Annotated in this window: 19 protein-coding genes; 9 read left to right on the forward strand and 10 right to left on the reverse strand. The window is 72.3% G+C overall.

What is annotated here, in order from left to right; genetic code table 11:
- Positions 1–28: 28 nt before the first annotated feature.
- Positions 29–268, reverse strand: coding sequence for a chaplin (locus ACWGIF_RS13615; RefSeq protein WP_453495737.1), 240 nt, complete (start codon positions 266–268; stop codon positions 29–31).
- A gap of 552 nt (positions 269–820) precedes the next feature.
- Between ACWGIF_RS13615 and ACWGIF_RS13620 the strand changes: the two genes are divergently transcribed.
- Entirely contained in the window at positions 821–1723 is a 903-nt protein-coding gene (locus ACWGIF_RS13620; protein ID WP_453495740.1) for an NUDIX hydrolase, read from the forward strand.
- A gap of 171 nt (positions 1724–1894) precedes the next feature.
- Here the strand turns inward: ACWGIF_RS13620 and ACWGIF_RS13625 are convergent, their stop codons facing one another.
- The 4 genes from ACWGIF_RS13625 to ACWGIF_RS13640 form a co-directional block, all read right to left on the reverse strand.
- Positions 1895–2362 carry a DUF7144 family membrane protein gene (locus tag ACWGIF_RS13625; protein ID WP_453495743.1) on the reverse strand — a complete coding sequence of 156 codons (468 nt, stop codon included), beginning with the start codon at positions 2360–2362 and terminating at the stop codon, positions 1895–1897.
- A 162-nt stretch (positions 2363–2524) separates the two neighbouring features.
- On the reverse strand, positions 2525–2722 hold the full coding sequence (locus ACWGIF_RS13630) for a hypothetical protein (protein WP_453495746.1): 198 nt from the start codon (positions 2720–2722) through the stop codon (positions 2525–2527).
- Between the two features lie 177 nt (positions 2723–2899).
- Complete coding sequence (locus ACWGIF_RS13635; RefSeq protein WP_453495749.1) at positions 2900–5623, reverse strand: LuxR C-terminal-related transcriptional regulator; 2724 nt, start codon at positions 5621–5623, stop codon at positions 2900–2902.
- A 291-nt stretch (positions 5624–5914) separates the two neighbouring features.
- Positions 5915–6784: a YhjD/YihY/BrkB family envelope integrity protein gene (locus ACWGIF_RS13640; protein ID WP_453495752.1), complete on the reverse strand. Its 870-nt coding sequence runs from the start codon at positions 6782–6784 to the stop codon at positions 5915–5917.
- A gap of 500 nt (positions 6785–7284) precedes the next feature.
- Here ACWGIF_RS13640 and ACWGIF_RS13645 point away from each other — a divergent pair, with 500 nt between their 5' ends.
- The 5 genes from ACWGIF_RS13645 (at position 7285) to ACWGIF_RS13665 (ending at position 15123) form a co-directional block, all read left to right on the forward strand.
- Positions 7285–8268, forward strand: coding sequence for a cyclase family protein (locus tag ACWGIF_RS13645; RefSeq protein WP_453495755.1), 984 nt, complete (start codon positions 7285–7287; stop codon positions 8266–8268).
- Positions 8269–8373: 105 nt separating this feature from the next.
- Positions 8374–11160, forward strand: a complete 2787-nt coding sequence (locus tag ACWGIF_RS13650) for a SpoIIE family protein phosphatase (protein WP_453495757.1) — start codon at positions 8374–8376, stop codon at positions 11158–11160.
- A gap of 147 nt (positions 11161–11307) precedes the next feature.
- Positions 11308–12858: a sugar ABC transporter ATP-binding protein gene (locus ACWGIF_RS13655; RefSeq protein ID WP_453495760.1), complete on the forward strand. Its 1551-nt coding sequence runs from the start codon at positions 11308–11310 to the stop codon at positions 12856–12858.
- Positions 12855–13952, forward strand: coding sequence for an ABC transporter permease (locus tag ACWGIF_RS13660; RefSeq protein ID WP_453495763.1), 1098 nt, complete (start codon positions 12855–12857; stop codon positions 13950–13952). Before ACWGIF_RS13655 ends, ACWGIF_RS13660 begins: the two co-directional genes overlap by 4 nt.
- Positions 13953–13986: 34 nt before the next feature.
- On the forward strand, positions 13987–15123 hold the full coding sequence (locus ACWGIF_RS13665) for a substrate-binding domain-containing protein (protein ID WP_453495766.1): 1137 nt from the start codon (positions 13987–13989) through the stop codon (positions 15121–15123).
- A gap of 36 nt (positions 15124–15159) precedes the next feature.
- Here the strand turns inward: ACWGIF_RS13665 and ACWGIF_RS13670 are convergent, their stop codons facing one another.
- Complete coding sequence (locus ACWGIF_RS13670; RefSeq protein WP_453495768.1) at positions 15160–15927, reverse strand: NPP1 family protein; 768 nt, start codon at positions 15925–15927, stop codon at positions 15160–15162.
- Between the two features lie 299 nt (positions 15928–16226).
- On the opposite strand from ACWGIF_RS13670, the gene ACWGIF_RS13675 reads away from it, so the two are divergent.
- The gene (locus tag ACWGIF_RS13675; RefSeq protein WP_453495770.1) at positions 16227–16520 is read left to right on the forward strand and encodes a hypothetical protein; all 294 of its coding nucleotides are present in this window, start codon (positions 16227–16229) and stop codon (positions 16518–16520) included.
- A gap of 628 nt (positions 16521–17148) precedes the next feature.
- Here ACWGIF_RS13675 and ACWGIF_RS13680 read toward each other — a convergent pair.
- The gene (locus ACWGIF_RS13680; protein WP_453495772.1) at positions 17149–18021 is read right to left on the reverse strand and encodes an SDR family NAD(P)-dependent oxidoreductase; all 873 of its coding nucleotides are present in this window, start codon (positions 18019–18021) and stop codon (positions 17149–17151) included.
- Between the two features lie 89 nt (positions 18022–18110).
- On the opposite strand from ACWGIF_RS13680, the gene ACWGIF_RS13685 reads away from it, so the two are divergent.
- Entirely contained in the window at positions 18111–18593 is a 483-nt protein-coding gene (locus tag ACWGIF_RS13685) for a MarR family winged helix-turn-helix transcriptional regulator (protein WP_453495774.1), read from the forward strand.
- Between the two features lie 185 nt (positions 18594–18778).
- Here the strand turns inward: ACWGIF_RS13685 and ACWGIF_RS13690 are convergent, their stop codons facing one another.
- Positions 18779–19432, reverse strand: coding sequence for a TetR/AcrR family transcriptional regulator (locus ACWGIF_RS13690; protein WP_453495776.1), 654 nt, complete (start codon positions 19430–19432; stop codon positions 18779–18781).
- Between the two features lie 64 nt (positions 19433–19496).
- On the opposite strand from ACWGIF_RS13690, the gene ACWGIF_RS13695 reads away from it, so the two are divergent.
- Complete coding sequence (locus tag ACWGIF_RS13695) at positions 19497–21113, forward strand: FAD-binding oxidoreductase (protein WP_453495778.1); 1617 nt, start codon at positions 19497–19499, stop codon at positions 21111–21113.
- A gap of 176 nt (positions 21114–21289) precedes the next feature.
- On the opposite strand, the gene ACWGIF_RS13700 is transcribed toward ACWGIF_RS13695, so the two are convergent.
- Positions 21290–21802, reverse strand: a complete 513-nt coding sequence (locus ACWGIF_RS13700; protein ID WP_453495780.1) for a hypothetical protein — start codon at positions 21800–21802, stop codon at positions 21290–21292.
- Between the two features lie 264 nt (positions 21803–22066).
- Positions 22067–23794, reverse strand: a complete 1728-nt coding sequence (polX, locus tag ACWGIF_RS13705; RefSeq protein ID WP_453495783.1) for a DNA polymerase/3'-5' exonuclease PolX — start codon at positions 23792–23794, stop codon at positions 22067–22069.
- Between the last annotated feature and the right edge of the window lie 9 nt (positions 23795–23803).

Genomic DNA, 23803 nt, shown 5'->3' on the forward strand with positions numbered 1-23803 from the left:
GACCGGGACGAGCCGGGGTTCACGACACTCAGGCGTTGACGCAGACGTTGCCGGCGGTCGGGTTGAGCAGACCGATCACGTTGACGGTGTTTCCGCACACGTTGATCGGAACGTGGATCGGGATCTGGACGACGTTGCCCGAGAGGACTCCGGGCGAGCCGGCCGCGAAGCCTTCCGCGATGGCGTCCGCCGACGCCGAGGAGGCACCGCCGATGACTGCCAGGCCCATCACCAGGGCAAGACCCGCACTCTTCAACACACGCGACACGTGGCATCTCCTTGTCACTGCACAGCGGTGCCGGAGCACCGCACGGCCCCGAGGGGGGCACGTCCCCCTCTTCTTCGGCAGCTGACGGCCGCCAGCCCTGATTCAGGGCGTCCGGTTCCCTCGAAGGGGTGTCAGCACCCCCGCCGATCGGAGGCATCTCCCCCCGGCGCAGCGGTCGCGCTGCGCGCCGGGCCGGCGGCGGTCCCGGCCGTCGAGGTGGCGGCACGCCGGCCTGTCGCGGTCAACCTGCCGGCGTGAACCTGCTCGTTCCCGCAGTCAAGCGCTCCCGTCACACCTGATGTCAACCTCGGGCAATACCCCGTTCGAGTGACTCTCCCCAGTTCGAGCGAGTTTCGCGACCACCATCCCATGGCCCGCCTGCCCAGCGGCATGCACGGGAACATGTGTTCACCCTTCGCCACGGTGTCGCCCGTGACGTCCCCCGTTCAGGGCCGTTCTCGGAGCATCAGCGTGTCGACGCGCCCGCCTGCGCCCGCCGTGTGCGGCGACCGGGTCCGCGCTGCGGCCTCGACGACGAGCAGGAGCCCGCCCATGTCCATCCCCTCTGCCGAACCGCGCGGTACCGCCGCCCTGCTGGTCAACTCGCGCGGCCAGTACCTGCTGCACCTGCGCGACGCGAACAAGCCGGACATCTGCGATCCGGGAACGTGGAGCATTCCGGGCGGCAACCGCGAAGGGGACGAGACCGCTCGGGAGGCGGTCGCGCGGGAACTGCTGGAGGAGACCGGCCTGACCGTCCCTCTGGAACCGTTCACGGTCGTCGACTGTCACGGGCCCGGCGGCACCCCGGGCCGGATCCAGGTCTATCTCGGCGCGTGGGACGGCGACGCCGATGGCCTTCCGCTCACGGAGGGGATCATGCTCCGCTGGTTCGACGCGCGGAGGACCGCGTACCTGACCATGTGCCCGTGGACGCAGCAGGTCATCGACCAGCACCAGGCACAGCTGCCGGGCCCCCGTACGTCGGCGACGGCTCCCGCCGAGAAGCCGGGTGCCCGGGCCTGCCCGCACGTCATCGGGGTCCATCTCTACCTGGAACACCAGGGCCGGGTCCTGCTCGGGCTCCGGCACCCCGACTCGCCCTTCGGGGCCTCGCACCACCACTTCCTCGCCGGCCACTGCGAACGGGAGTCCGCGGTCACCTGTCTGATCCGCGAAGCGTGGGAGGAGGCCGGCCTGCGCATCCGGGCCCAGGACGTGGAGTTCGCGCACGCCGTGCACGTGGTCGACCCCCCGGGGGCCCGGCCGCGCCTGCAGCTCGTCTTCCGCGCGCACCGATGGGAGGGAACGGAACAGGTCCGCGAGCCGGACAAGTGCGTCGGCTGGAACTGGTGGCCGTCCGACGCACTGCCGGAGCCGATGGTCCCGTACGCCCGGGCCGCCGTCGAGGGCATCCGCGCCGGACGCCTCTACACCGAGATGGGCTGGTCCTGACCGCCGAACCCGCCACGACGGGCGTCGCGGCGGGTCGCGTGGCACCGCGCCCCGAGTCAGATGAGGCCGCGAGGCACACGGCGGCACCCGATCCGTGGGCGGAGCGGGTGCCGCGTGCAGTAAGGCCACAGGGGGCACAGGCCTGTCCGGCCTGGTCCGGTGACCTGGGGGTCAACCGGGCTCGGGGGTGTGCGTCCAGCTCTTGCACAGGGCCCAGATGATGAACACGTCGATCGCGATGATGACGAGGGACCACCACGGCTGGTACGGCAGCCAGAGGAAGTTGATGATCACGCTCAGGCTGGCGAGTGCGATGCCCGCGCCCCTGGCCGCGTTCGAGCCGGCGAACAGGCCCACTCCGGTGAGGACGACGATGACACCGAAGATGAGATGGATCCAGCCCCATGCCGTCAGGTCGAACTCGAAGACGTAGTCGCCGATGCGCGCATAGACGTCATCGTTGGCGATGGCCGCGATGCCCTGGAAGATGGCAAGGCACCCGGTCACGAGGAGGAGGACCGCGGCGAACACCGTGCCCCCGCTTCCCGCGCCGTCGCTCCCGCCGCCCGGGAACAGCGGCGTAGTACCCGGCGCAGGGCCGGTGTTCCAGTTTCCCCCGGTCGGTGTCGTCTGGCCCATGGAATTTCACCTCACAGTTGGCGGTGCAGCGCGCAATTGGCGGTACGGCGCCGGACCTCACCGCAGTGTCGTCCGGCGGACGGGCTCTCGTGATCACCCGCAGCGGGTGGTCTTGGTGTGCGCCGATCGGCTCGGAGGTCCCGGCACGCGGCGCCCGAGGCCTCAGGCGGGGACCTGGCGCATCTCGAGCACGCGCAGGCCCACAGACTGGAAACGCGTGAGGAGCCCGTACAGGTGGGCTTCGTCCGCCACCGTGCCGAGGAAGAGCGTCTGCTCCCGGACGGGTACACGGTCGAGCTCGGGGAAGTTCGCGGCGAGTGTGTCCGGCACGAGGCCCGAAATGCGGAATTCGTAGCGCATGAGAGCAGTCACTTCCCTCGGGGCGAAGGCGTCCGGTGCCGAGGCTCAGGCCCGGTCTGCCACCGGCCTTCCCCTGCCATGGTCTGGCCCCGCCGGGCGGCTCGGCATCGCCCGGTACGGGCGAGACGCTCGTGCGTACGCCACCGCGCCGGGCGCCGGGGTGCCGGAGCGCGCGGGTCACAGCATTCCGAGGTCCTGCGCCCGGTGCACTGCCTCGCTGCGCCGGGTGACGCAGAGCTTGCGATAGATGCTCTTCAGATGGGTCTTGACCGTATTGGCCGACACGTACAGCTCGGCCGCGATCTCCTCGGTGGACAGCAGCTGTGCGGCCTTGCGCAGCACCTCGGTCTCCCGCCGGCTCAGCGGCTCCACCACCGGTGGCCCCACCACCGGCCCCACCACCGGCACCACCTGCTGCCCCACCACTGGCGGCCCCGCCACCGACGGCTGCCTGCCGGCCTGCGGAGTTCGGGGGTGCCCCGGGGTGCGGGACGGCAGCCACCCGTGCAACTGGGCCAGATGCGGGTCCCCGCGCAGGATCCGGCGCACCCAGGGGCCGCTCTCGACGAACATCCGGCGCAGTTCCTCCGGCCGGGCGAACCCCAGCGCCTCCCCCAGCCTCCGGCGGGCCTCCTCGGTGTCGCCGTCCGCCGCCGCGATCTCCGCCCGGAGCAGGCACGCCCGCGCCCGTACCGGCGTCGCGGTGTTGTCGTCTCCCGACAGGCTCGCCAGCGCCTGTGACGCACGGTCGGGGCGGCCGGCCGCCAGCAGGGCGCGGGCCCGGGCCACCGCGTGCTCCGGCCGGACGCCGTCCCCCTCGTCCCCCTCGTCCACACCGTCCACACCGTCCACACCGGCCAGCGCGTCCAGGACCTGCAGGGCCGTGGTGGCGTCGCCGCGGGCCAGATGTGCGGCCGACTCGGCCACGGCCAGCTCGTCCACCGCCCAGCGGGGCAGCCCTGCCGGGGCCCCGGCCGTCCCGGCCGCGCGGAGGAGTGCGAGCGCGGCCTCCCCGTCGCCTTCGGACGCCGCGAGCCGGGCGCCGATGACGGCGGCCCCGACCACGGCCGCGAGCTCCGGGCGGGGGCCCGACGCCGTGGCCGCCAGCGCCAGGTCGAGGTGGCGGCGGGCGGCCGGCAGGTCGTCCTGCTCGACGGCGACGCCCGCCAGGACGAGGTGGTCGGCCCCGGAGAGGCGCTCGGGCGGAAGTGCGGACTGCTCGGCGACGGCGAGGGAGGCGCGTGCGTGCTCGGCCGCCTGCCGCAACCGGCCTCGCCTGAGCGCGACCAGGGCCAGGGAACCGAGCGCGTCACAGAGGGGGTACTCCGTACCCGGCTCCCCGCACGCCTCGACGGCGGCCGTGAGGGCCCTCTCGGCGTGGTCGAGGCGACCGGCGCCGAGCTCGACCGCGCCGAGACCCGCCAGCACCAGGGCGCGCAGCTCGGGGTGACCGGCGAGCAGGGGCGGCGGCAGCTCGCGGAACAGCCGGTCGGCGTCGGCCGCCGCCCGTTCGGTGGCCGCCGGGTCCGCGGCGAGCCGTCCTGCGAGCACGCCGACGAAGGCGCGGCCGAGCCTCACCGCCGGAGCGGAGTCGGCAGTCAGGTACGAGTCCGCCCGCCGCAGCGCGGCCTCGCACCCGGGGACGTCCTGTGCGGCCAGCCTGCAGGCCGCGGCGACCAGGGCGGGCGCCGCCCCCGTCGGATCGGCCGGCATCCCGGCGAACGCGCGACCCAGCTGCTCCGCCTCCAATCCGGTGAAGAGCCGGCCGATCGCCAGGTTGTCGGCCAGCTGCGCCGACGCGAACTGCCAGTCACCGGCGGCCGCCGCCTGGAGTACCGCCTCCGTGATCCGCCCCGTGCGGGCGAGCCAGCGCGCCGCCCGCCCGTGCAGCAGGGGTTCGAGGCCCGGATGACGCTGCCGGAGGTGTGCGCGCAGGACTTCTGCGAAGAGGGGGTGCAGCCGGTACCAGGCCGATGCGTCGATCTGCTCCAGGAACGCGTTGTCGCGGGCCAGCCCGGCGAGCGTCCGGGTGGCGTCGTCCCGGCCGGTCAGCTCGTCCGCGAGGTCCGGGTGGACGCGGTCCGTGACGCAGACCCGCAGCAGCAGGTCCTGCGTGGCAGGCGGCTGCGCGTCGAGCACCTCCCGGAGCAGGTAGTCGGCGATCGTGGTGCGGTCGGCCGCGAACTGACGCAGGAAGTCCTCCGGGTCGGCGCTGCTCTGCATCGCCAGGGCGCACAGGCGCACCCCGGCCGCCCACCCCTCGGTCCGCTCCATCAGCAGTCGGATCCCGGCGGGCGAGATGTCCAGCCGGTGCTCGTCCAGCAGCGCCTCGGCGTCCTCGTCGGTGAACCTGAGGTCCGCGTGCCGGATCTCCGCGATCTCGCCGGCCGCCCGGTAGCGGTGCAGGGGCAGCAGCGAGTCGGTTCGGCTGGTGAGCACGATGCGCAGGCCTCCGGCGGCGTGCCGGAGTACGAAGTCCAGTCCCTCGGTCATCGCGGGCGGCTGCGCCGTGTCGAACTGGTCGAGCACGAGCACCACGGGCTGCGGGCACCCGGCCAGCGCCTCCGCCAGCCGCACCAGGAACGACCGGGTCACCCCTTCGGCGCGGGTCGGCCTGCCGACGCCGGCCGGCAGCGCCACCCCGCCCCGGTGAAGAGCTTCCAGGACGTACGCCCAGAAGGCGCCGGGGGCGTCGTCGGGCTCGACGGTCAGCCATACGGGGGGCCGCGGGGCGAGCCCGTCGGCCACCCAGTGTGCGGTGAGCACCGTTTTGCCGGAACCGGCCGGACCGTTGATGAGGGTGAGCGGTCCCTGGACTCCCGCTGTGAGGCGTTTCAGCAGCTCGGGCCGGTGGACGAGGAGCTTCGGCACGGCCGGAACGGCGAATCTGGCGGTGAGCATCGGATCACCGCTCGGTGTCAGGCTCCTGTGCCCCGGGCGGACGGGAACGTCGCTCACCGCGCGGTCCTCTTTGGAGGTCACCGCGGTTCACACGGGGGTGCGGGTACGGACGGCGATCGGTCCACGCGCTCCACTCAAGCCGCGATCGGGGGTGATCACCAGTCGTGTCACCCGGTCCGGGTGATGTCACGCGGGGGCCCCTGCGAGGGCAGGCTTCCGCGCACGGAACGACGGCAGTCCGGGTGACCGGCCGGTGGAGCGGAGTGGATGGCGCGGGAAGGGCGCAACGGCTCATCGCGTGGCGGCCGACGTCTGCACCGGCGCGTCGGGGGGCGTGCCCAGCCTGCGGGCCAGCAGTGACTCGTGGGCCAGTACGTATCCCGCGGCGATGCCCAGCGTGACGACGACGCAGAACACGATCAGCCACGAAAGCACGGCGAAGACCAGGCCGAGGCCGCCGAACTGCTCCAGGCTGCGGTTCACGGCGTGGGGCATGTAGAACCTGGAGGCCCAGGTGATCGCCGTCTCCCCGACCGCGACGAGGATCGCTCCGGGCAGCAGGGGCAGCCACGCCACCCTGGCGCCGAGCAGCAGGTGCTGGGTCCACCACCAGAGCAGCGTGCCGCTGACCAGTGTGACGAGCGTGCCGAGAACCCGGCCGGCGCCGAACGCCTCCTGGACGGGCCCCTGGAACAGCAGGGCGGTGATCCAGACGGCGAGCCAGGCGAGCCAGCGCCAGGCGGCGAGCCGGGCTGCGGCCTTCGGCAGGTGCCAGGAGCGCTCGCAGGTGGTTTGCAGAGCGCGGCTGCAGGCGGTTGCGGACAGCACCGTGACCACGATGCCCACGGCTCCGGTGCTCGCGACGGCTGTGCTGTCGCCGGCGGCGTACACCGCGCGCACCTGGTCCAGCGCGGGACCCGTCAGGCCCAGGGTCGTGCTGATCGTGGAGATCAGCTGCTGGTGCATCCAGTCGGGGGCGAGTGCCCCGATGACGAAGATGGCGGGGATGGCACCGAGGAAGGCCTGTGCCGCCAGCCGGGTGGCGCAGTCGAGCAGGCGGACGCCTGCGAGCTGTTCGAGGATCCGGCCCAGGAACGGGGTGTACTTGCGCATCCAGCCCGGCATGGTGAAGCGACGCTGCCAGGCACGCGGTCCGGACACGGTGACGGCTCCTTCCGGGATCGGCACCTGTCAGCTGCGGTTGCCTTCATGAGAAGGATGGGGCAGCGGCGGACGTCCGGCATTCCGGGAAGCGGGCGTGCCCCCGACCGAAACGCTCGGGTGGGGGCGCCGCTGAACATCCGGACGCCGCCCCGACACACTCCGCGGGCTCCCGCACCCGGGCGGTGGTCTCGGTGACCACCCGCTCACGGGCGCGGTACGAGAGGGCCGTGCGGCCCCCTCGGCGACGTCTCCCACCCGGCGGGATGGCCCGGGGTGAATCCCACTGCCGAGGCGTCCGCGCGTTGCCGAGGCGTCTGCGCGAGCGACACGCGCAGGGGCATGATCCCCTACGGCGTGCCACTCCGACGCGCGTCGGCAACCGCCCGGATGCGGCAGCCGCGGGCTGTGTACACGATGGGCCAGTGGACATGACCCGGCTTTCTCGCGCGGGGCGGTGACCTGCTCTACACCGACCGATCTTGGAGTGCCGAGCGCTCATGAGCAGCAATCCCGCCGGTGGCCCCGGCCCCCCGCCCCCCGACCCCCCTCCCGCCGTGTCCGGCAACGGGCCCGCCGTTTCGCGCCAGGAGTTCGACGCGCTCTTCGAGGCGGTCCGTACATGGGGCCGGTGGGCCGCGGCCGACCGCGGGGCGTGGAACCGGGTGACGGCGGGCCACGTGCAGCGGGCCGCCGCCCTGGTCCGGTCCGGCACGGTCATCCCGATGGGGCGGCCCTGGGACACCCGGCCGGGGCCGGACAACGCGAAGCCCGCGTTGCACTACATGTCCGACCTGGGTGACGTGGAGGCGGCGGAACCCTCCGTCTACAAGGACTTCCTCGGTGTGGACTACCACGGCAAGGGCGTGAGCCACCTCGACGCACTGTCGCACATCGCCTACCGAGGGCGACTCTACGACGACCGCGCGGCGCGCGAGGTCGTCGGGGCCACGGGCGCCCGGTTCGGCGCGGTGGCGGAACTGGGCCCGCTGGTCACCCGGGGCGTACTCCTGGACCTGCCCGTCGTCCTCGGGGTCGACTGGCTGGAGCCCGGGCGCGCGGTGCACGCGCAGGACGTCCTCGACGCGGAGCGGGCGCTCGGGGTGGGGATCGGGGACGGCGATGCGGTGCTGCTGCGCTCCGGCCACTTCCGCCGGCGCCGGGAGACCGGCCCCTGGGACCCGGGTACGGCGAGCGCGGGCTGGCACGTGGACGCCGTACCGCTGCTGGCGGAGCGGGCCATCGCCCTGCTCGGCGGCGACGGGGACAGCGACGTACGGCCGTCGCCGGTCGAGGGCCTGCACTCCCCCGTCCACACCCTCGCCATCACGGCGATGGGGGTGCCGCTGCTGGACAACCTCGACCTGGAACCGCTCTCCGCGGCCTGCGCCGAGGCGGGGCGTTACGCGTTCATGCTCGTCGTGACACCGCTGAACGTCCCCGGCGGGACGGGCTCGCCCGTCAACCCCGTCGCGCTCCTGTGACCGCGGGCCGGCCCGCCGGTCGATCTGCTCCACGCTCACGGATAAAACGTGAGGAATATACTCAAACCTGTCGCTCAAGGGTGCCCTGGTGAGGAAGTGGTGCAGATGGGGGTCGTCGGAGACCGCATCGGCCCCGTGCGTTCCCGTGACCGATTCCTGCACGGCGAGTCGGTCGAGGGCGGCGTGAGAAGTCCGATCCTGAGCTCGTGGCAGCGCAGCCGCCTGCTGGGGCTGTCGCCGGATCAGTCCGAGCTGCCCTTCAATCACGACATCGACCGGGACGGCCGGCTCGTCCGGGCTGCCGTGCCCGTGCTCGACCGGCTCCAGTCCATCTTCTCGGGCAGCCAGATGAACATCTGCCTCGCCGACGGACACGGCGCGGTTCTTGCACGCCGGTTCGGCGAGAAGTCCATGGCCGGCCGTCTGCCCGCGATCCAGACCCTTCCGGGGTTCGTGTTCGCCGAGCAGGTCGCCGGGACGAACGGCATCGGCCTCACCCTCGCCGAACGGCGGCTCTGCCAGGTCTACGGCGCCGAGCACTTCGCCGAGCGGTCCCAGTCAAGTGCCTGTACGGCGATCCCCGTTCGTGACCAGATCAGCGGGCACATCGAGGGCGTCCTGTGTCTCGGCTACCCGTACACCGATGCCAACCCGGCGCTGATCCCCGTGGTCCGCAAGGCGGCCGAGGCCATCGAACGGCGGCTGATGGAGCAGAGTTCGGCGCGCGAGCGCGGTCTGCTGCAGGCCTACCTCGACGCCGCGAGGCGTGCCCGGAGCAGCGCGTACGCCGACGACGGGCACCCGATCGGCATGGACGAACTGCTGCAGAGCGAGCTGGAGCAGAGCGATCAGACGACGCTCAAGGAGAAGGCCACCGAGCTGATGTCCTCGGCGCACCGGGCCGCCGCCGAGGTGTCCCTGTCCCGCGGCCGGTCGGTCACCCTCGTGAGTCGTCCCGTGACGAGCCTCTCCGGGGTCGAGGGCATCGTCATCGAGGCGCTTCTGCCCGAGGAGTCGGAGCACCACGCCCCCGCGCCCGCCCACGCCGTCCCGCCGTCGGGGGGCCGTCCCCGCGCCGCGCCCGGTCCGGCCGCGACGGTGGCCCGCGTCCCCGCCCCGCCCGAGCCCGACGGCCCCGACGACCCCGCCGGCGAACGCGCGGACGCCATGGTCCGGGGCCTGGTGCTGGTGGGTGAGCCGGAGGTGGGCAAGTACGCCGTCGCCGCACGCCGCCGCCTGGAACTGCTGGCCGAGGCCGGCAACCGCATCGGCACCACGCTGGACGTGAGCCGCACCGCCTGGGAACTCGCCGAGACAGCGGTCCCGCGCCTGGCCGACTTCGTCACCATCGACATGCCCGAGCCCGTACTGCGCGGCGAGGAGTCCGCCCACCCGACCGACGAAATGCACCGAACGGTGGTCCACGGCATCCGGGAGGACTGCCCCTTCTACCCGGTCGGCGAACGGATCGTCCTGAGCCCGACCACCCCCCACATGCGCTGTCTGACCACCGGACAGCCGGTCCTGGAACCCGACCTGAGGGCCGCCTTCGGCTGGATCGCCCAGGACCCCGAGCACGCCGAACTGCTGCTCGCCCACAACATCCACTCCCTCATCACCGTTCCCCTGATGGCCCGCGGCGTCGTCCTGGGGATCGCGAGCTTCTACCGCTCCCAGGATCCGGCGCCCTACGGGGACGACGACCGCGCGCTGGCCCGGGAACTCGCCGCCCGCGCCGCCCTCTGCATCGACAACGCCCGCCGCTACACCCGCGAACACAGCCTGGCTCTGGCCCTGCAACGCAGCCTGCTCCCACGCGGCCTTCCCGAGCAGAGCGCCGTCGAGGTCGCCCACCGCTATCTGCCCGCCGAGTCCGGGGTGGGCGGCGACTGGTTCGACGTCATCCCGCTCTCCGGCATGCGTGTCGCCCTCCTCGTCGGCGACGTCGTCGGCCACGGCCTGCACGCCGCCGCCACCATGGGCCGGCTGCGCACCGCCGCCCGCAACTTCGCCGAGCTGGAACTCGCCCCCGACGAGCTCCTCACCCACCTGGACAACCTCATGGTGCGCCTCGACCGGGAGGAGGGCGGGGACCATCCCGCCCCCGGCACCGCCGGCATCGTCGGCGCCACCTGCCTCTACGCCGTCTACGACCCCACGACCCAGGAGTGCACCCTGGCGCGCGCCGGGCACCCGCCGCCCGCGCTGGTCAGCCCCGACGGCACCGTGAGGCTCCTGGACCTGCCCTCCGGCCCCCCGCTCGGCCTCGGCGGTCTGCCCTTCGAATCGGTCGAGATACGGGTCCCCGAACACAGCCAGCTGGTCCTCTACACCGACGGGCTCATCGAGGACCGCCATCGCGACGTCGACGTGGCCCTCGCCCAGCTGACCTGCGCACTGGCCCATGCGGACCGCGCCCCCGAGCAAACCTGCCAGGCGGTCCTCGACGCGGTGGCGCCCGAGCACCCCGGTGACGACATCGCGCTCCTCGTCGCCCGCACCCACGCCGTGTCCCCCGACCGGATCGCCGGCTGGGAGCTGCCCGCCGACCCGGCCCGGGTCGGCGACATCCGCGCCGCAGCCGTCGGCCAGTTGAGCCGGTGGGGGCTGGACGAGTCCGCGTTCGCCACAGAACTGCTGCTCAGCGAGCTGGTCACGAACGCCGTCCGGTACGGCACCGGGCCCATACGGGTACGCCTCATCCACGACAGCACCCTGATCTGCGAGGTGTACGACGCCAGCAGCACCGCCCCGCGCATGCGCCATGCGGCCACCACCGACGAGGGCGGCCGTGGTCTGTTCCTCGTCGCACAGCTCGCCCAGGCCTGGGGCACCCGGTACACCCCCGACGGCAAGGTGATCTGGGCCGAGTGCGCCCTGGCCGCGGCGTGACCGGTGACCGGCACTTTCGGGGTGAACAGCGGATTCGACAGGACCGGCGCATTCGCGAGAAGTAAATGCCGGGCATATGCTCCCAGATCGGCATAGAATCGCCCATGCAGTCGGGAAGATCTCGGAGGCCGACCCCCGGAGAAGTCTGTGCATGACGCTCCCGACACCTCGACCAGCCCGCCCTCGCCCTTCGGTGGAGCACCTCTCGTCCGCATCCGCGGGCTCAGCAAACGGTTCGGCGGCACTCCCGCACTGGCCGCCGTCGACCTCGACATCCACCGGGGCGGCATCCTCGCCCTGCTCGGCCCGAACGGCGCGGGAAAGTCCACCCTCATCAAGGTGCTCGCCGGGGTGTACCCCGCCGACGAGGGCGAGGTGACGGTGGCCGGGCACCCGCTCGGGTCCCATGCGGCCACGCGGACCATGTCCTTCATCCACCAGGACCTCGGTCTCGTCGCATGGATGACGGTGGCCGAGAACATCGCCCTGGGCACCGGCTACCCGCGCCGCCGCGGACTGATCTCCTGGCGGCAGGCCCGGGAGCGCTGCGACGACGCCCTGCGGATCGTCGCCGGGCACCTGGACGCGGACACCCGGATCGCCGACCTCGCCCCCGCCGAGCGCTCCCTGGTCGCCATCGCCCGCGCCCTGGCGACCCGGGCCGAGCTCATCGTGCTCGACGAGCCGACCGCCACCCTTCCGGCAGCCGACTGCGCCCGGCTTTTCGGCGTACTGCACTCCCTGCGCGACCGAGGACACGGAATCCTCTACGTCAGCCACCGGCTCGACGAGGTGTACAAGGTCGCCGACACCTTCGCCGTCCTGCGCGACGGGCGTCTGGTCGACCGAGGCCCACTCGCCGGTCACAGCCCCGCCCGTCTGGTACGCGCCATCGTGGGCCGCGAACCGGTCCCCCACCGGACCACGACCGCCCCCGCCGCCGGCCCGCCCCTCCTGAGGCTGGACGGCCTGTCGACCGCACACGCCCGACAGGTCAGCCTGGACCTGCGGCCCGGCGAAATCCTCGGCATGGTCGGTCTCACCGGTGCCGGCCACATGGACCTGGGCCGCGCCCTCGCCGGCGCCCGGCCGATCCTCGGCGGACGGGCGCTGCTCGACGGCCGCCCGTACCGGCCGCGTTCGGTCTCCGCTGCTCTCGACCGCGGCGTCGGCTTCGTCGCGGGCAACCGTCAGGAGGAGGGGTGCGCCGCCCAACTGACCGTACGGGAGAATCTCCTGGCGAATCCCCGGGCAGCCGGCGTCCTTCCTCTGCACCGGCTCAGCCCCCGGCGCGAACGCGCCGAGGCCGCCGCCCTGATCGACCGGTTCTCGGTCCACCCGCGCGACAGCGAAGTCCCCATCGCCACCCTGTCCGGCGGCAACCAGCAGAAGGTCATGGTCGGCCGGTGGCTCCGGGGGAACCTGCGCCTGCTCGTCCTCGAGGAGCCGACCGCCAGCGTGGACGTCGGCGCCAAGGCCACGATTCACCGGCTGCTCGACGACGCACTGGCCTCCGGCCTGGCGGCCCTGCTCATCTCCACCGATTTCGAAGAGGTCGCCCACGTGTGCCATCGCGCTCTGGTGTTCGTCCGCGGGACCGTGAGCGCCGAGCTCACCGGTGCGGCCCTCACCGTCACCGAACTGACCCGAACCGCCTCGGCCATGCCCGCGATCACCGGGACCACGACGAGCCGATGACCTCCTCGCGCTCCCCCTCGGCCTCGCCCTCGCCCTCGCCCTCCCCCTCGATCCGTTCCCGGCTGGACCGGCTTCGGGGGCACCACATCGGCGCCTACGGCCTCCCGGCCCTGGCCGTCCTGCTCTTCCTGATCTTCTCCCTCAGCCTGCCGAGCACCTTTCCCACCCGGGACAACATCTCCTCGATCCTCTCCAACCAGTCGATCCCCGCCATCCTGGCGCTCGGCGCGACGATCCCCATCGCCTGCGGCAAGTTCGACCTGTCCATCGGCTACGGACTCGGCCTGGCGCACGTGCTGGTGATGCAGCTCACCGTCCACGGGGGCTGGCCCTGGCCCCTGGCCTGCCTCGCCGTGGTGTGCGGAGGGGCGGCGGCCGGCGTCCTCAACGGCGTCATCGTCGAGTTCGGGCGGATCGACTCCTTCATCGCCACGCTCGGCACCGGCAGCATGATGTACGCCTGCACCGGCTGGATCACCGACGGCGCCCGGATCGTCCCCGGCCCGAACGGCCTGCCCGCCTCCTTCACCGCCCTCTACGACTCCCGCTTCCTCGGCCTGCCGGTCACCGCCTTCTACGTCCTCGCCGTCACAGCCGCGCTCTGGCTGATCCTGGAGCGGCTGCCGCTCGGCCGGTACCTGTACGTCATCGGCTCCAACCCGCGCGCGGCCGGCATGGTCGGCATCCCCACCCACCGATACTGTGTCTACGCCTTCGCCGGATCGGGCCTGGCCACCGCCTTCGCCGGTGTCCTCCTCGCCGCCCAGCAGCAGACCGGCAACCCGAGCGTCGGACTGGACTACCTGCTGCCCGCCTTCGTCGGCGCCCTGCTGGGTGCCACCACGATCAAACCCGGCCGCGCCAACGCCCTCGGCACCGTCGTGGCCGTCGCCGTCCTCGCCATCGGGCTCGCCGGGATCGGCCAGCTCGGCGCCCAGTTCTGGGCCACGCCGCTGTTCAACGGCGCCACCCTGCTCATCGCCGTCGGGCTGGCGGGCTACTCCGCCCGCCGCCGGCTGCGCAGCAGCGCCACCCCGACCCGTGGGTCACCCGCTGAGCCGTCGGCCGCACCGGCGAGGAACGGTCACCCCTAGAACACTTCGTACGCGCACCCGCGTCAGGAGCACCGTGTACCCCAACCGCAAGACCCCTCTCACGGCGGCAGTCCTGCTGACCGCAGCCGCCACCCTCGTCGCGGGCTGCGGGGGCGGCCCGTCGACCGGCGCCGGGCCGGCGCAAGCCGGCTGTCCCACCACCCTCGCGAGGGCCCGGACGGCCGTTCAACAGGCCGAGAACCCGGACGCCTCCTGGCACGGCCCCACCACCGGCCCCGCGGCCGTGTCCGACAAGACCGTCGTCTACGTCGCACAGACCATGACCAACCCCGGTGTCGCAGGCGTCGCCCAGGGCGTCGAGGAAGCCGCGAAGGCCATCGGCTGGAAGGTCCGGGTGATCGACGGCGACGGCACCCCCGCCGGCATCCAGGCGGCCCTCAGCCAGGCCATCACCCTCAAGCCCTCGGGCATCGTGATCGGCGGATTCGATCCCCAGCTGACCTCGCAGCAGATGGCGCGGGCCGAAGCGGCGCGCATCCCGGTCATCGGCTGGCACGCGGTGGGGTCCCCCGGCCCGAGCGAGAACCCCCGGCTGTTCACCAACATCACCACGAAGGTGGAGGACGTGGCGAGGATCAGCGCCGACTGGATCATCGCCCGGTCCGACGGCGGCGCCGGAGTCGTCCTCTTCACCGACGACTCGATTCCGTTCGCCAAGAACAAGTCCGAGCTGATCCAGCGGGAGCTGGCCACCTGCTCCGGCGTGAAGCTGCTGGAGTCCGTGAACATCCCCATCCCGGACGCCAGCAGCCGCACCCCCCAGGCGGTCTCCTCCCTCCTCTCCCGCTTCCGGAACGAGTGGACCTACTCCGTCGCCATCAACGACCTGTACTTCGCCGACGCGGCCCCGGCCCTTCGCGCGGCCGGAAAACCGGGTTCCGGACCGCCCTTCAACATCGGGGCGGGCGACGGCGACCCCTCGGCCTTCCAGCGGATCAACAGCAGGCAGTTCCAGTCCGCCACCGTCCCCGAACCGCTGTCCCAGCAGGGCTGGCAGATCATCGACGAGTTCAACCGCGCCTTCGCCGCCCAGCCCGCCAGCGGCTACGTGGCACCCGTCCACATCGCAACGGCCGACAACAGCAGCGGCGCCACGTCCTGGGATCCGTCCGGCTACCGCGAGGCGTACCGGAAGATCTGGAACGGGTGACACGGGCCCGGGGGCGGGTGGCCGGCGGCCGTCCGCCTACAGGTACGGGTCGAAGGGGATGCCCGCCGGCTTGGCCTCCGCCAGATGGGAGGCGAACGAGCCGTCCTTCAGGCCGAAGTGCGCGCTGCCGAAGTCGGCCTGGGTGAGCTTGTCCCGCAGGGTCGCGGGGTAGCCCGACCACCCGACGAGCGCGGGGAACTGCCAGCTGCCGCGGTGGTTCTCGGGCGGTTCGTCGTTGGAGTTGGCCGCACGGAAGCAGTGCGTGCCCACGCCGTCCTTGTGATAGACGATCTTGGGGTGGGTGCCGTCCCAGCGGATCTGGTCGCGCGCGTGGATGTTGAAGTCGCCGTGGGCGGAGGTCGCGACGTATTTGGCCTCGTTGTTTTGTATCCACACCACCACGTGTTCCCAGTCGTGGCGGTGGCCGCCGAGACTGATACCGGGGATGGCCTGGTCCTTCTCGAAGTACAGCGCGTAGACCACGGCGCACCAGCCGTTGTTGCACTTATAGCGGGAGTAGCCGTTGGTGTTGCCGAGGTCCGAGGCGTCCCGGCAGTTGCCGTCGAGGGCGCCGGTGGGTTTGAGCCCGCTGTTCAGAACTCCGGTCGGACCTATGGCAGGTGTCGGGTAGCAGCCGTCGGTGTCGTAGTCGTAGGCCGGCTGGAAGGTGAGCTCGATCGATTCGGCCTGGCTGGGCAGGGCCGGGGGCGGCGCTGCGAAGGCCACTTGGGGAACGCCGACGACGACGGCGAGGGCGGCGGCGACGACTACGAATGATCTCCGGATGTGCCGGTTCGTCCGCAAAACGGGCTCCTGACCTGCTCGGGTTCGAGGATGGCGGGCGGAGCGCGACCACCGTCGGCCGACGCGCCCGGAGCATCATTCGCGAACGGGAGCGGCACGGCAAGGGTCCGAGCAGACTCTCTTCTTGTGTTCGTGTGGCCTGAACAAGCCCTGTGGCAAACAGAATTGATGGAGCATCAGAGATGCGGCTCACAAGGCGGCCGGAACCAGAACAGGCCGCGTCCCCGGAGGCATGGGGGAACGAGGCGCGGTGCCGGGCGCCACGAGTAGGAGAGCCCCCCTCTCCCCACTCTGGCGGCATGAACGTGTTCGACGGCGGTGACGGCCGGTACCTGGAGATGACCAACGACGGCACGGCGGTGTTCGTGGACGTACTGATGCTCGCCGTGTCCGCGCTGGCGCACGATCCGTGGGACTTCCGCTTCGCCGCCCTGCTGACGCTCCAAGACCAGAACGTGATGGGGCGTGGGGTGGTCGGCTTCGGCTTGACGGAGCTCGACTGGGGGGGACGCCGCAGGAGCGGGCCGCGGCCAAGGATTTTCTGCTGCGCGCCCTCGACCTGGCGCTGTCCCGCCACCGGTGGGAGGAGCTGACCTACGAGCCGCCCCGGGCCGAGGGGTACCTGCGCGTGTACCGGGCGATGGTGGAGGTGTTCGACCCGGCGACCGCGAGGGTCGAAGCGGGCGTCCTGCCCGGGCCCGACTAGGCCGCGACGGCCTCGTGCGTACGCCACCGGGTGCTGGACGCGCTGCCGGCCTGGGAGGGGTGCGTGTTCTGCACGGCTGCGGCCTGAGCGGCTACGCCCCTCGGCCTACGCCCCTCTGGCCGCCGGCACGGTGATCTCGGGTGTGACCGTCACACGGTCATCGCCCGACGGTGTTCATCAGGATGATGGCGAGGAGGTTCAGGAAGATGACGGCGAGGGCGCCGCCGATCATGACCCAGGCCCTGCGCGATTCGTCCATGCGTACGAGTCACCTCCCGACAGGCGTGCCGCCCAGCAGGTCGGTGGCCCGAGGCCGCGCCGACCTCCAGCCATCATGACCCGGTTTCACCCGGAGCACAGTTCGGCCGCCGCAGCCCGCAGCCGCCCCACCCGGGGGGCGGCGCCGGCCCGCGGACCCCGCCTCTCCCCCAGCCGCGGCCCCGGCCGATCAGGAAAGGAACGGTCCGTTGCGCCGTCGGTGGCGGGTGCGGGGGTGCAGGTGCCGGTTCGGGCGGTCAGGCGACCCAGGTTCCGGTCATGCCGACGACCGCCGAGCCGTCCTGGTCGGCCAGCTTGGTCCCGGTGAACTCGCGCGCCCACTGCGAGGTCTGGATGCGGAAGGCCGGACGGTCGGTGGTCAGCGCCTCCATGACGGCCTCGGCGGCGCCGGCCGGGGTCTGCGCGCCGTCCAGGAACTGGCCCACCGTACGGTCGACGTAGTGGCGCAGCGCATCGGCGTACGGTCCGGCCGCAGCGATCCGGGCGTCGATGTCGAGCCCGATGTTGTTGACGAACTCCGTGGCCACGGCGCCCGGTTCGACGACGGACACGCCGACGCCGACGGCGCCCGCGACGGGGGCCAGGCTCTCCATGTACCCCTCGACGGCGAACTTCGCGGCGCAGTACGCCTCATTGAAGGGCTGCCCGATGACGCCGCCGACGCTGGTGACCGTGACCAGGCGGCCTCCGGTGGCCCGCAGGTGGGGCAGTGCGGCCTTGGAGACGTTCAGCACGCCGAAGAAGTTGACCTCCATGACGTCGCGGACATCGGCGACGGATTCGAGTTCGAGGGTGCCGACGTGCCCGGCGCCGGCGTTGTTCACGACGGCGTCCAGCCGGCCGTAGTCGGCGATCACGCCCTTCACGGCGGCGGCCACGGACTCCTCGTCGACGACGTCGAGCTGCCGGATGTCGAGTTCGACGCCCGCCTCGGCGGCGGCCTTGCGCAGGGCGTCCGCACGGCCGGTGTCGCGCAGGGTGGCGACCGTACGCCATCCGGCACGGGCGGCGGCGATCGCGGCCGCCAGGCCTATGCCGGAGGAGGTGCCGGTGATCAGGACGGTGCGAGCGGCGGCGGGGGTGGAGGAAGGTGCGGCGGGGGTCGACATGGCGGACGCCTTTCATCGGAACGAATTTATGTGCGTGCACACACACTATAAAATTATGTGTGCGTACACGCAACCTCTAGACTGCCGCCATGCCGAAGAAGCTCACCGAAGCCGACATGCCGGTTGCCGACCACGCGTTCTACGGGCTGGTCTGGGCGGGCACCGTACTGACCGACCGTGTCGACCGGGCCCTCGTGAAGGCGCACGACCTCCCCGTGTCCTGGTTCGAGGTCATGTTGTGGCTGGCCTCCAGCCCCGAGCCCGTACCCGCCTCGGTCCTCGGCAACAGCACGCTGCTCAGCCGCAGCCAGGTCTCCCGGGTCGTGGACGCCCTGCAGACGCGGGGCCTGGTGACCCGCACGCCCTCGGCACGCGACGCCCGGTCGGTGGAGGTCTCCCTCACGGAAGCGGGACGTGCGGTCTTCGCCGAGGCCGACGCCACCCGGCGCGAGGCCCTGGCGCCGGTCTTCACCGAGCTCCTCGACCAGGAGGACCTGGAGGCGCTGGGCAGGGTGTGGCGCAAGCTCAAGAGCGAGAAGGGCGGGCACGCCGAGAAGGGGCGTACGGCCTGATCACCCGGCGCGTGGCGTGACCCTCCGACGCACGGCGTAACCCCGGGCGCACGGTTCAACGCCGGGGGCACGGTTCAACCCCGGGCGCACGGTGCAATCCCTTCGCAGCCGGTGTCGCCCGCGCCCCGAGGTCGCTCCGCTCCGCATTAAGGGACACCGGGGGCCGAGCCCGCGGCGCGCCGGCTTCAGCCGGTGTGGGCAGCGTGAGCGTCGTCGGGGGCGAGGGTGGCGGCGGCCGCGAAGAGGCGGGCGCAACGCCGTGTCATGGCCGCCGGGGCCTGTTCCGGGTGCTTGACCCACCAGCGGACGAGGGTGGCGACCAGGTCCCGCCACACGTACTTGAGCGCGTCGGCGTCCAGCGGGTCGGTGGATCCGGCCGCGTGCAGCAGTTCGGCGGTGCCGCCTGCCGCGAGCCGGTCGATGGCCGACCAGTACTCCGAGGCCCGCCGTGCGGCCTCACCACCGGGCGGCAGGGTGGTGTCGTAGAGCACGAACCACGCCTCTCGCCGCCCCTCCAGGGCGGTGAAGATGCCGTCGAGCACGCGCAGGGCCGTGTGCGGCGCAGCCCCCTCCGGGCCCATCGCCGTACGGATGGCCTCCAGGAGCCGGTCCCCGACGGGCACCAGGCAGGCGACGTACAGGTCCTCCTTGGTGCCGAAGTACTGGTGCAGCAGCGTCTTGGTGACCCCCACGCGCGCGGCGATCGCGGGGAGCGACGCGGCCGCATAGCCGCGGGTGCCGAACTCCTCCGTGGCGGCCTCCAGCATCTGCCGCCGGCGGTGCTCCCGCGGGACTCCCTTGGTGCCGGCCTTCGAAGGTGGGGCTGAGGGGGTTGCCATGGGCCGATATTATCAGTAGGTAATTTACCAGTAGGTAAATTACCTCGACCCCAGGAGCGCATCCATGGCCGGCACCACCCCGCAGCCGACGTCCCGCACCCGCTCCTGGTGGGGCTGGGGCTGGACGGACGCGCATCCGGACGACGCGGAATGCACCGCCATGGGCGCCCTGATCCCCGGCACCCTCAGCCGCCCGCTCCCCGTCCCGCGCGTCCGCGACCTGGGCGTCGGGAGTCCTGCGGTCGAACCTCCGCGGAGCCTCGCCCACCTGGTCACCGCCGACCCCGGGGACCGTGCCGCCCATGCCATGGGCAAGGCGTACCGCGACGTCATGCGCGCCCTGCAGGGGCGACCCGGCCGCGTCCCCGATCTCGTGGCCCGCCCGGCGGACGACCGGGGCGTGGCCGACCTCCTGGACTGGGCCGGCGACCGGCAGGTCGCCGTCGTCCCGTACGGCGGGGGCTCCTCGGTCAGCGGGGGCGTGGAGTACCGCGGCGACGCCCACCGGGCGGTGCTGTCCCTGGATCTGACCGCCATGGGCCGCGTCCTGGAGGTCGACGCCGAGGGGCGGGCCGCACGCATCCAGGCCGGCACCCTCGGCCCGAGTCTGGAGGACCAGCTGCGGCCCCACGGCCTCACCCTGCGGCACTTCCCGCAGAGCTTCGAGTTCTCGACCCTGGGAGGCTGGCTCGCCACCCGTGCCGGCGGCCACTACGCCACCGGCCGCACCCACATCGACGACTTCGTGCAGGCGATGCGCGTCGTCACCCCGGCCGGCACGAGCGATTCCTGGCGGCTGCCGGCCTCAGGGGCGGGCCCCTCCCCCGACCGCCTGTTCCTGGGCTCCGAAGGGGCCCTCGGCGTCATCACCGAGGCATGGGTCCGTCTGCAGGAACGCCCCCGCCACAAGGCCTCGGCGGCCGTCTTCTTCACGGGCTTCCACGACGCGCTCCGGGCGGTGCGCGCCCTCGCACAGTCCGACCTCTCCCCCGCCAACTGCCGTCTGCTGGACGCCGGTGAGGCTGCGCTGTCGGGTGCGGCCCGGGACGGGAGCGCCGTACTGGTCCTCGGGTTCGAGTCGGCGGACGAACCGGTGACCGCCCGGCTCGAACGGGCCGTCGGCCTGGCCCGCTCGCACGGCGGCCGACACGCCGGGACCGCCGGTCCGGGCGGGACCGCCGACTCGGCCCCCGGCGGTGACGCGGCCGTGGGCGCCTGGCGCTCGGCCTTCCTGCGGATGCCCTACCTCCGCGACGGTCTGGCCAGGATGGGCGCCGTCGCCGAGACCTTCGAGACGGCCGCCACCTGGGACCGGATCCCCGGCCTGATCGACGCGGTGCGCACCGAGGTCGGCGAGGCGGCGCTGAAGGCCACCGGACACCCGGCGACCGTCAACTGTCGTCTGACGCACGTCTATCCGGACGGCGCCGCACCCTACTTCACCGTCCTGGCCGCCGGCCGCGCCGGTGACGAAGTCGCCCTGTGGGACGACCTCAAGGCCGTCGCGAGCGAGGTCCTGCACCGCCACCGGGCCACCATCACCCACCACCACGCCGTCGGCCGGGACCACCGTCCGGGCTACGACCGCCAGCGCCCCGAGCCCTTCGCCCTGGCCCTGCGGGCCGCGAAGGGGGCGCTCGATCCGCGGGGCATCCTCAACCCGGGCGTACTGGTGGACTGAACGGGGCCGCCGGCTGCCGGCAGGCGCGCGCGCCCCGGCGGGCGTTCCTTCGGCGGGCGTTCCTTCGGCGGGTGTTCCTTCGGCGGGTGTTCCTTCGGCGGGAGGCCACCCGCGGGAGGCCACCCGGCGGGTGGCGGACATCGAGGTTCGCCACCCGCCGGGCGACACGGCACCGGTCAGGGAAGCGCGCTGGTCACGCCGTCGACGATCATCATCCACATGGGCTGGCCGCCGGTGCCGAACGCCGAGGCCAGGGCGTAGCCGATCGCGGCGTCCGCGGGCCGGATCTCGCGCCCTTCCTTCCATTCGACGATGACCGTCTCGTCACCGTCGGAGGAGAAGTCGCCCAGGTGCACGCCGTCGCGGGCCAGCCTGCTGCTGGAGACCGTGTCCGGGACCAGACGGTAGCCGGAGCCGCCGTACTCCACGTCCACCCGGTACGAACGCCTGCTCAGCCCGCCCTTCGCCGGTTTCAGTTCGGCTTCCGTGCCGTCGATCCGCAGGGTCAGCCGGGCCGGGTCGCGCGTGCCGATGGCTATGTGCGGGTCCGCTTCCGCCTCCGGGTCGCGCTCCAGGACCACGTGGGGGATCGATTCGCCTTCGACCTCGAGACGGACCTGACCGTCCTGCCGGACGGTGACGTCCCCGAAGCGCGTGTCCTGGATGGTTGCTCGGTCTCTGTCGTTCACGGGAGAGTCGCCGCTTCGTTCGTAGGGCCGGGTCGTGCGTTCGCGACCGACTCCCATTTTACCGGCGCCGACCTGCCGCAACCGGCGGCTGTTCAGTCGGAGGTCGGACGCGACACCAGGGTGACGAAGCCCCACATGTCCCTGTAGACGCGCAGCCATTCGGCGCGGCGGGTCGTCGACGTCTCGAGCACCTGCGCGCTGTCGGACAGATGTGGGCTGCACGGCCAGGGCACGCATCTCGTTTTCGCTCCCGCCCCCGCTCCGTCAGCCGCCCCCCTTCCTGAGGAACCGACGCAGCCTCGTCAGCGGCCACGTGTTGATGACGTCGTCCTTGGTCAGCCAGCCGCGCTGCGCCGTGCCCACCCCGTAGCGCATGTAGGGCAGATGCGTGGTGGCGTGTGCGTCGGAGTTCACGGCGAACTTCACGCCGTACCGTTTCGCGCGCAGGACGTCCTCGTCGCACAGGTCGAGACGCTCGGGATGCGCATTGATCTCCAGCGCGGTGCCCGTCCGTGCACAAGCCTGGAATACGGCGTCGAAGTCGGCGTCGATGCCCGGGCGTTTGCCGATCCGGCGGGTCGTGGGATGGCCGATGACGGCGACGTTCGGGTTCTCGCAGGCCCGGATGAGGCGGCGGGTGAGTTCCTGCCTGCTCTGGTGGAAGTGGGAGTGCACCGAGGCCACGCAGAGGTCGAAGCCGGAGAGGAACTCGTCGGGCCAGTCCAGGGCTCCGTCCGGGCCGATGTTGAGTTCCGTGCCGTGCAGCAGCCGCATTCTGTGGTGCGTGCCGTCCAGTTCGCGTACGCGCTCGCGCTGGGCGAGGATCTTCTCGCTGGTCATGCGCTGCATGTACAGGTTGGGGGCGTGGTCGGTCACCGCGTAGTACGCATAGCCGCGGGCGGCGGCTGCGGCGATCATGTCATCCAGCGGGGCGAGCCCGTCGGTGAGGTCGGTATGCGTGTGCAGGTCGCCGCGGATGTCCTTCTCCGTCACGAGCTCCGGGAGTTCGCCGCGCAGCCCGGCCGCGATCTCGCCGCGGTCCTCGCGCAGCGTCGGGGGGATCCATGGCAGTCCGAGCCTGGCGTAGACGGCCTCCTCGGACTCGGAGGTGACGCTCTCGCCGCTCTCGGCGTCGAAGAGCCCGTACTCGGAGAGCTTGAGGCCCTGGCGCACCGCGAGGGCCCGGGTGCGGATGTTGTGGGCCTTGGAGCCGGTGAAGTACTGCAGCCCCGCGCCCCAGGAGGAGGGGGGAAGGACGCGCAGGTCCACCTGGAGGCCGGTGACGGTCCGTACGGAGGTCTTCTTCTCGCCGTGCGCGATGACCTCGGCCGTAGAGGGGAGGGCGGTCAGGGCGTCCATGAAGGGGGCCGACCGGCGCGCGGCCACCAGGATGTCGACGTCGCCGATGGTCTCCTTCATGCGGCGCAGGGATCCCGCGTAGGTGCACCGGACGCAGCCGCGGACTTGCGACAGTTCGGCGACGAGCTGCTCGGCGACGTCCATGGCCGCGCTGACCAGGATCCGGCCCTCGCCGGCCTTCTGCAGCAGCGCGATGCCGTGCAGGATGTTGTCCTCGGTCCGCTCGCCGAAACCCTTCAGGTCGCGCAGCCGTTCCTGGTGGATGGCGTCGAGCAGCTGGTCGACGGAGGCGACGCCCAGCACCTCGTACAGGACCATGGCCTTGCGGGGTCCGAGCCCCGGGATCGCGATCAGCTCGCGCACCCCCGCCGGTACCGACGCCCTGGCCTCGTCGATCACGGTCATGCGCCCGGTCCGCACGTATTCGAGGATCTTCTCGGCGACCGACTTGCCGACGTGGGGGATCTCGCACAGGCCCTTGAGGTCGAGGGTCGAGACGTCCTCCGGGTGGCCGCCGACGGCGCGGGCGGCCTTTTCGTAGGCGCGCGCCTTGAAGGCCTCCCCACCCCGGATCGCGATGAGGTCCGCGTACTCCTGGAGCAGCGCCTCGACCTGGTCGTTGGCTCGGCCCATGCCTCCAGG

The sequence above is a fragment of the Streptomyces sp. NPDC054849 genome (assembly GCF_053610945.1).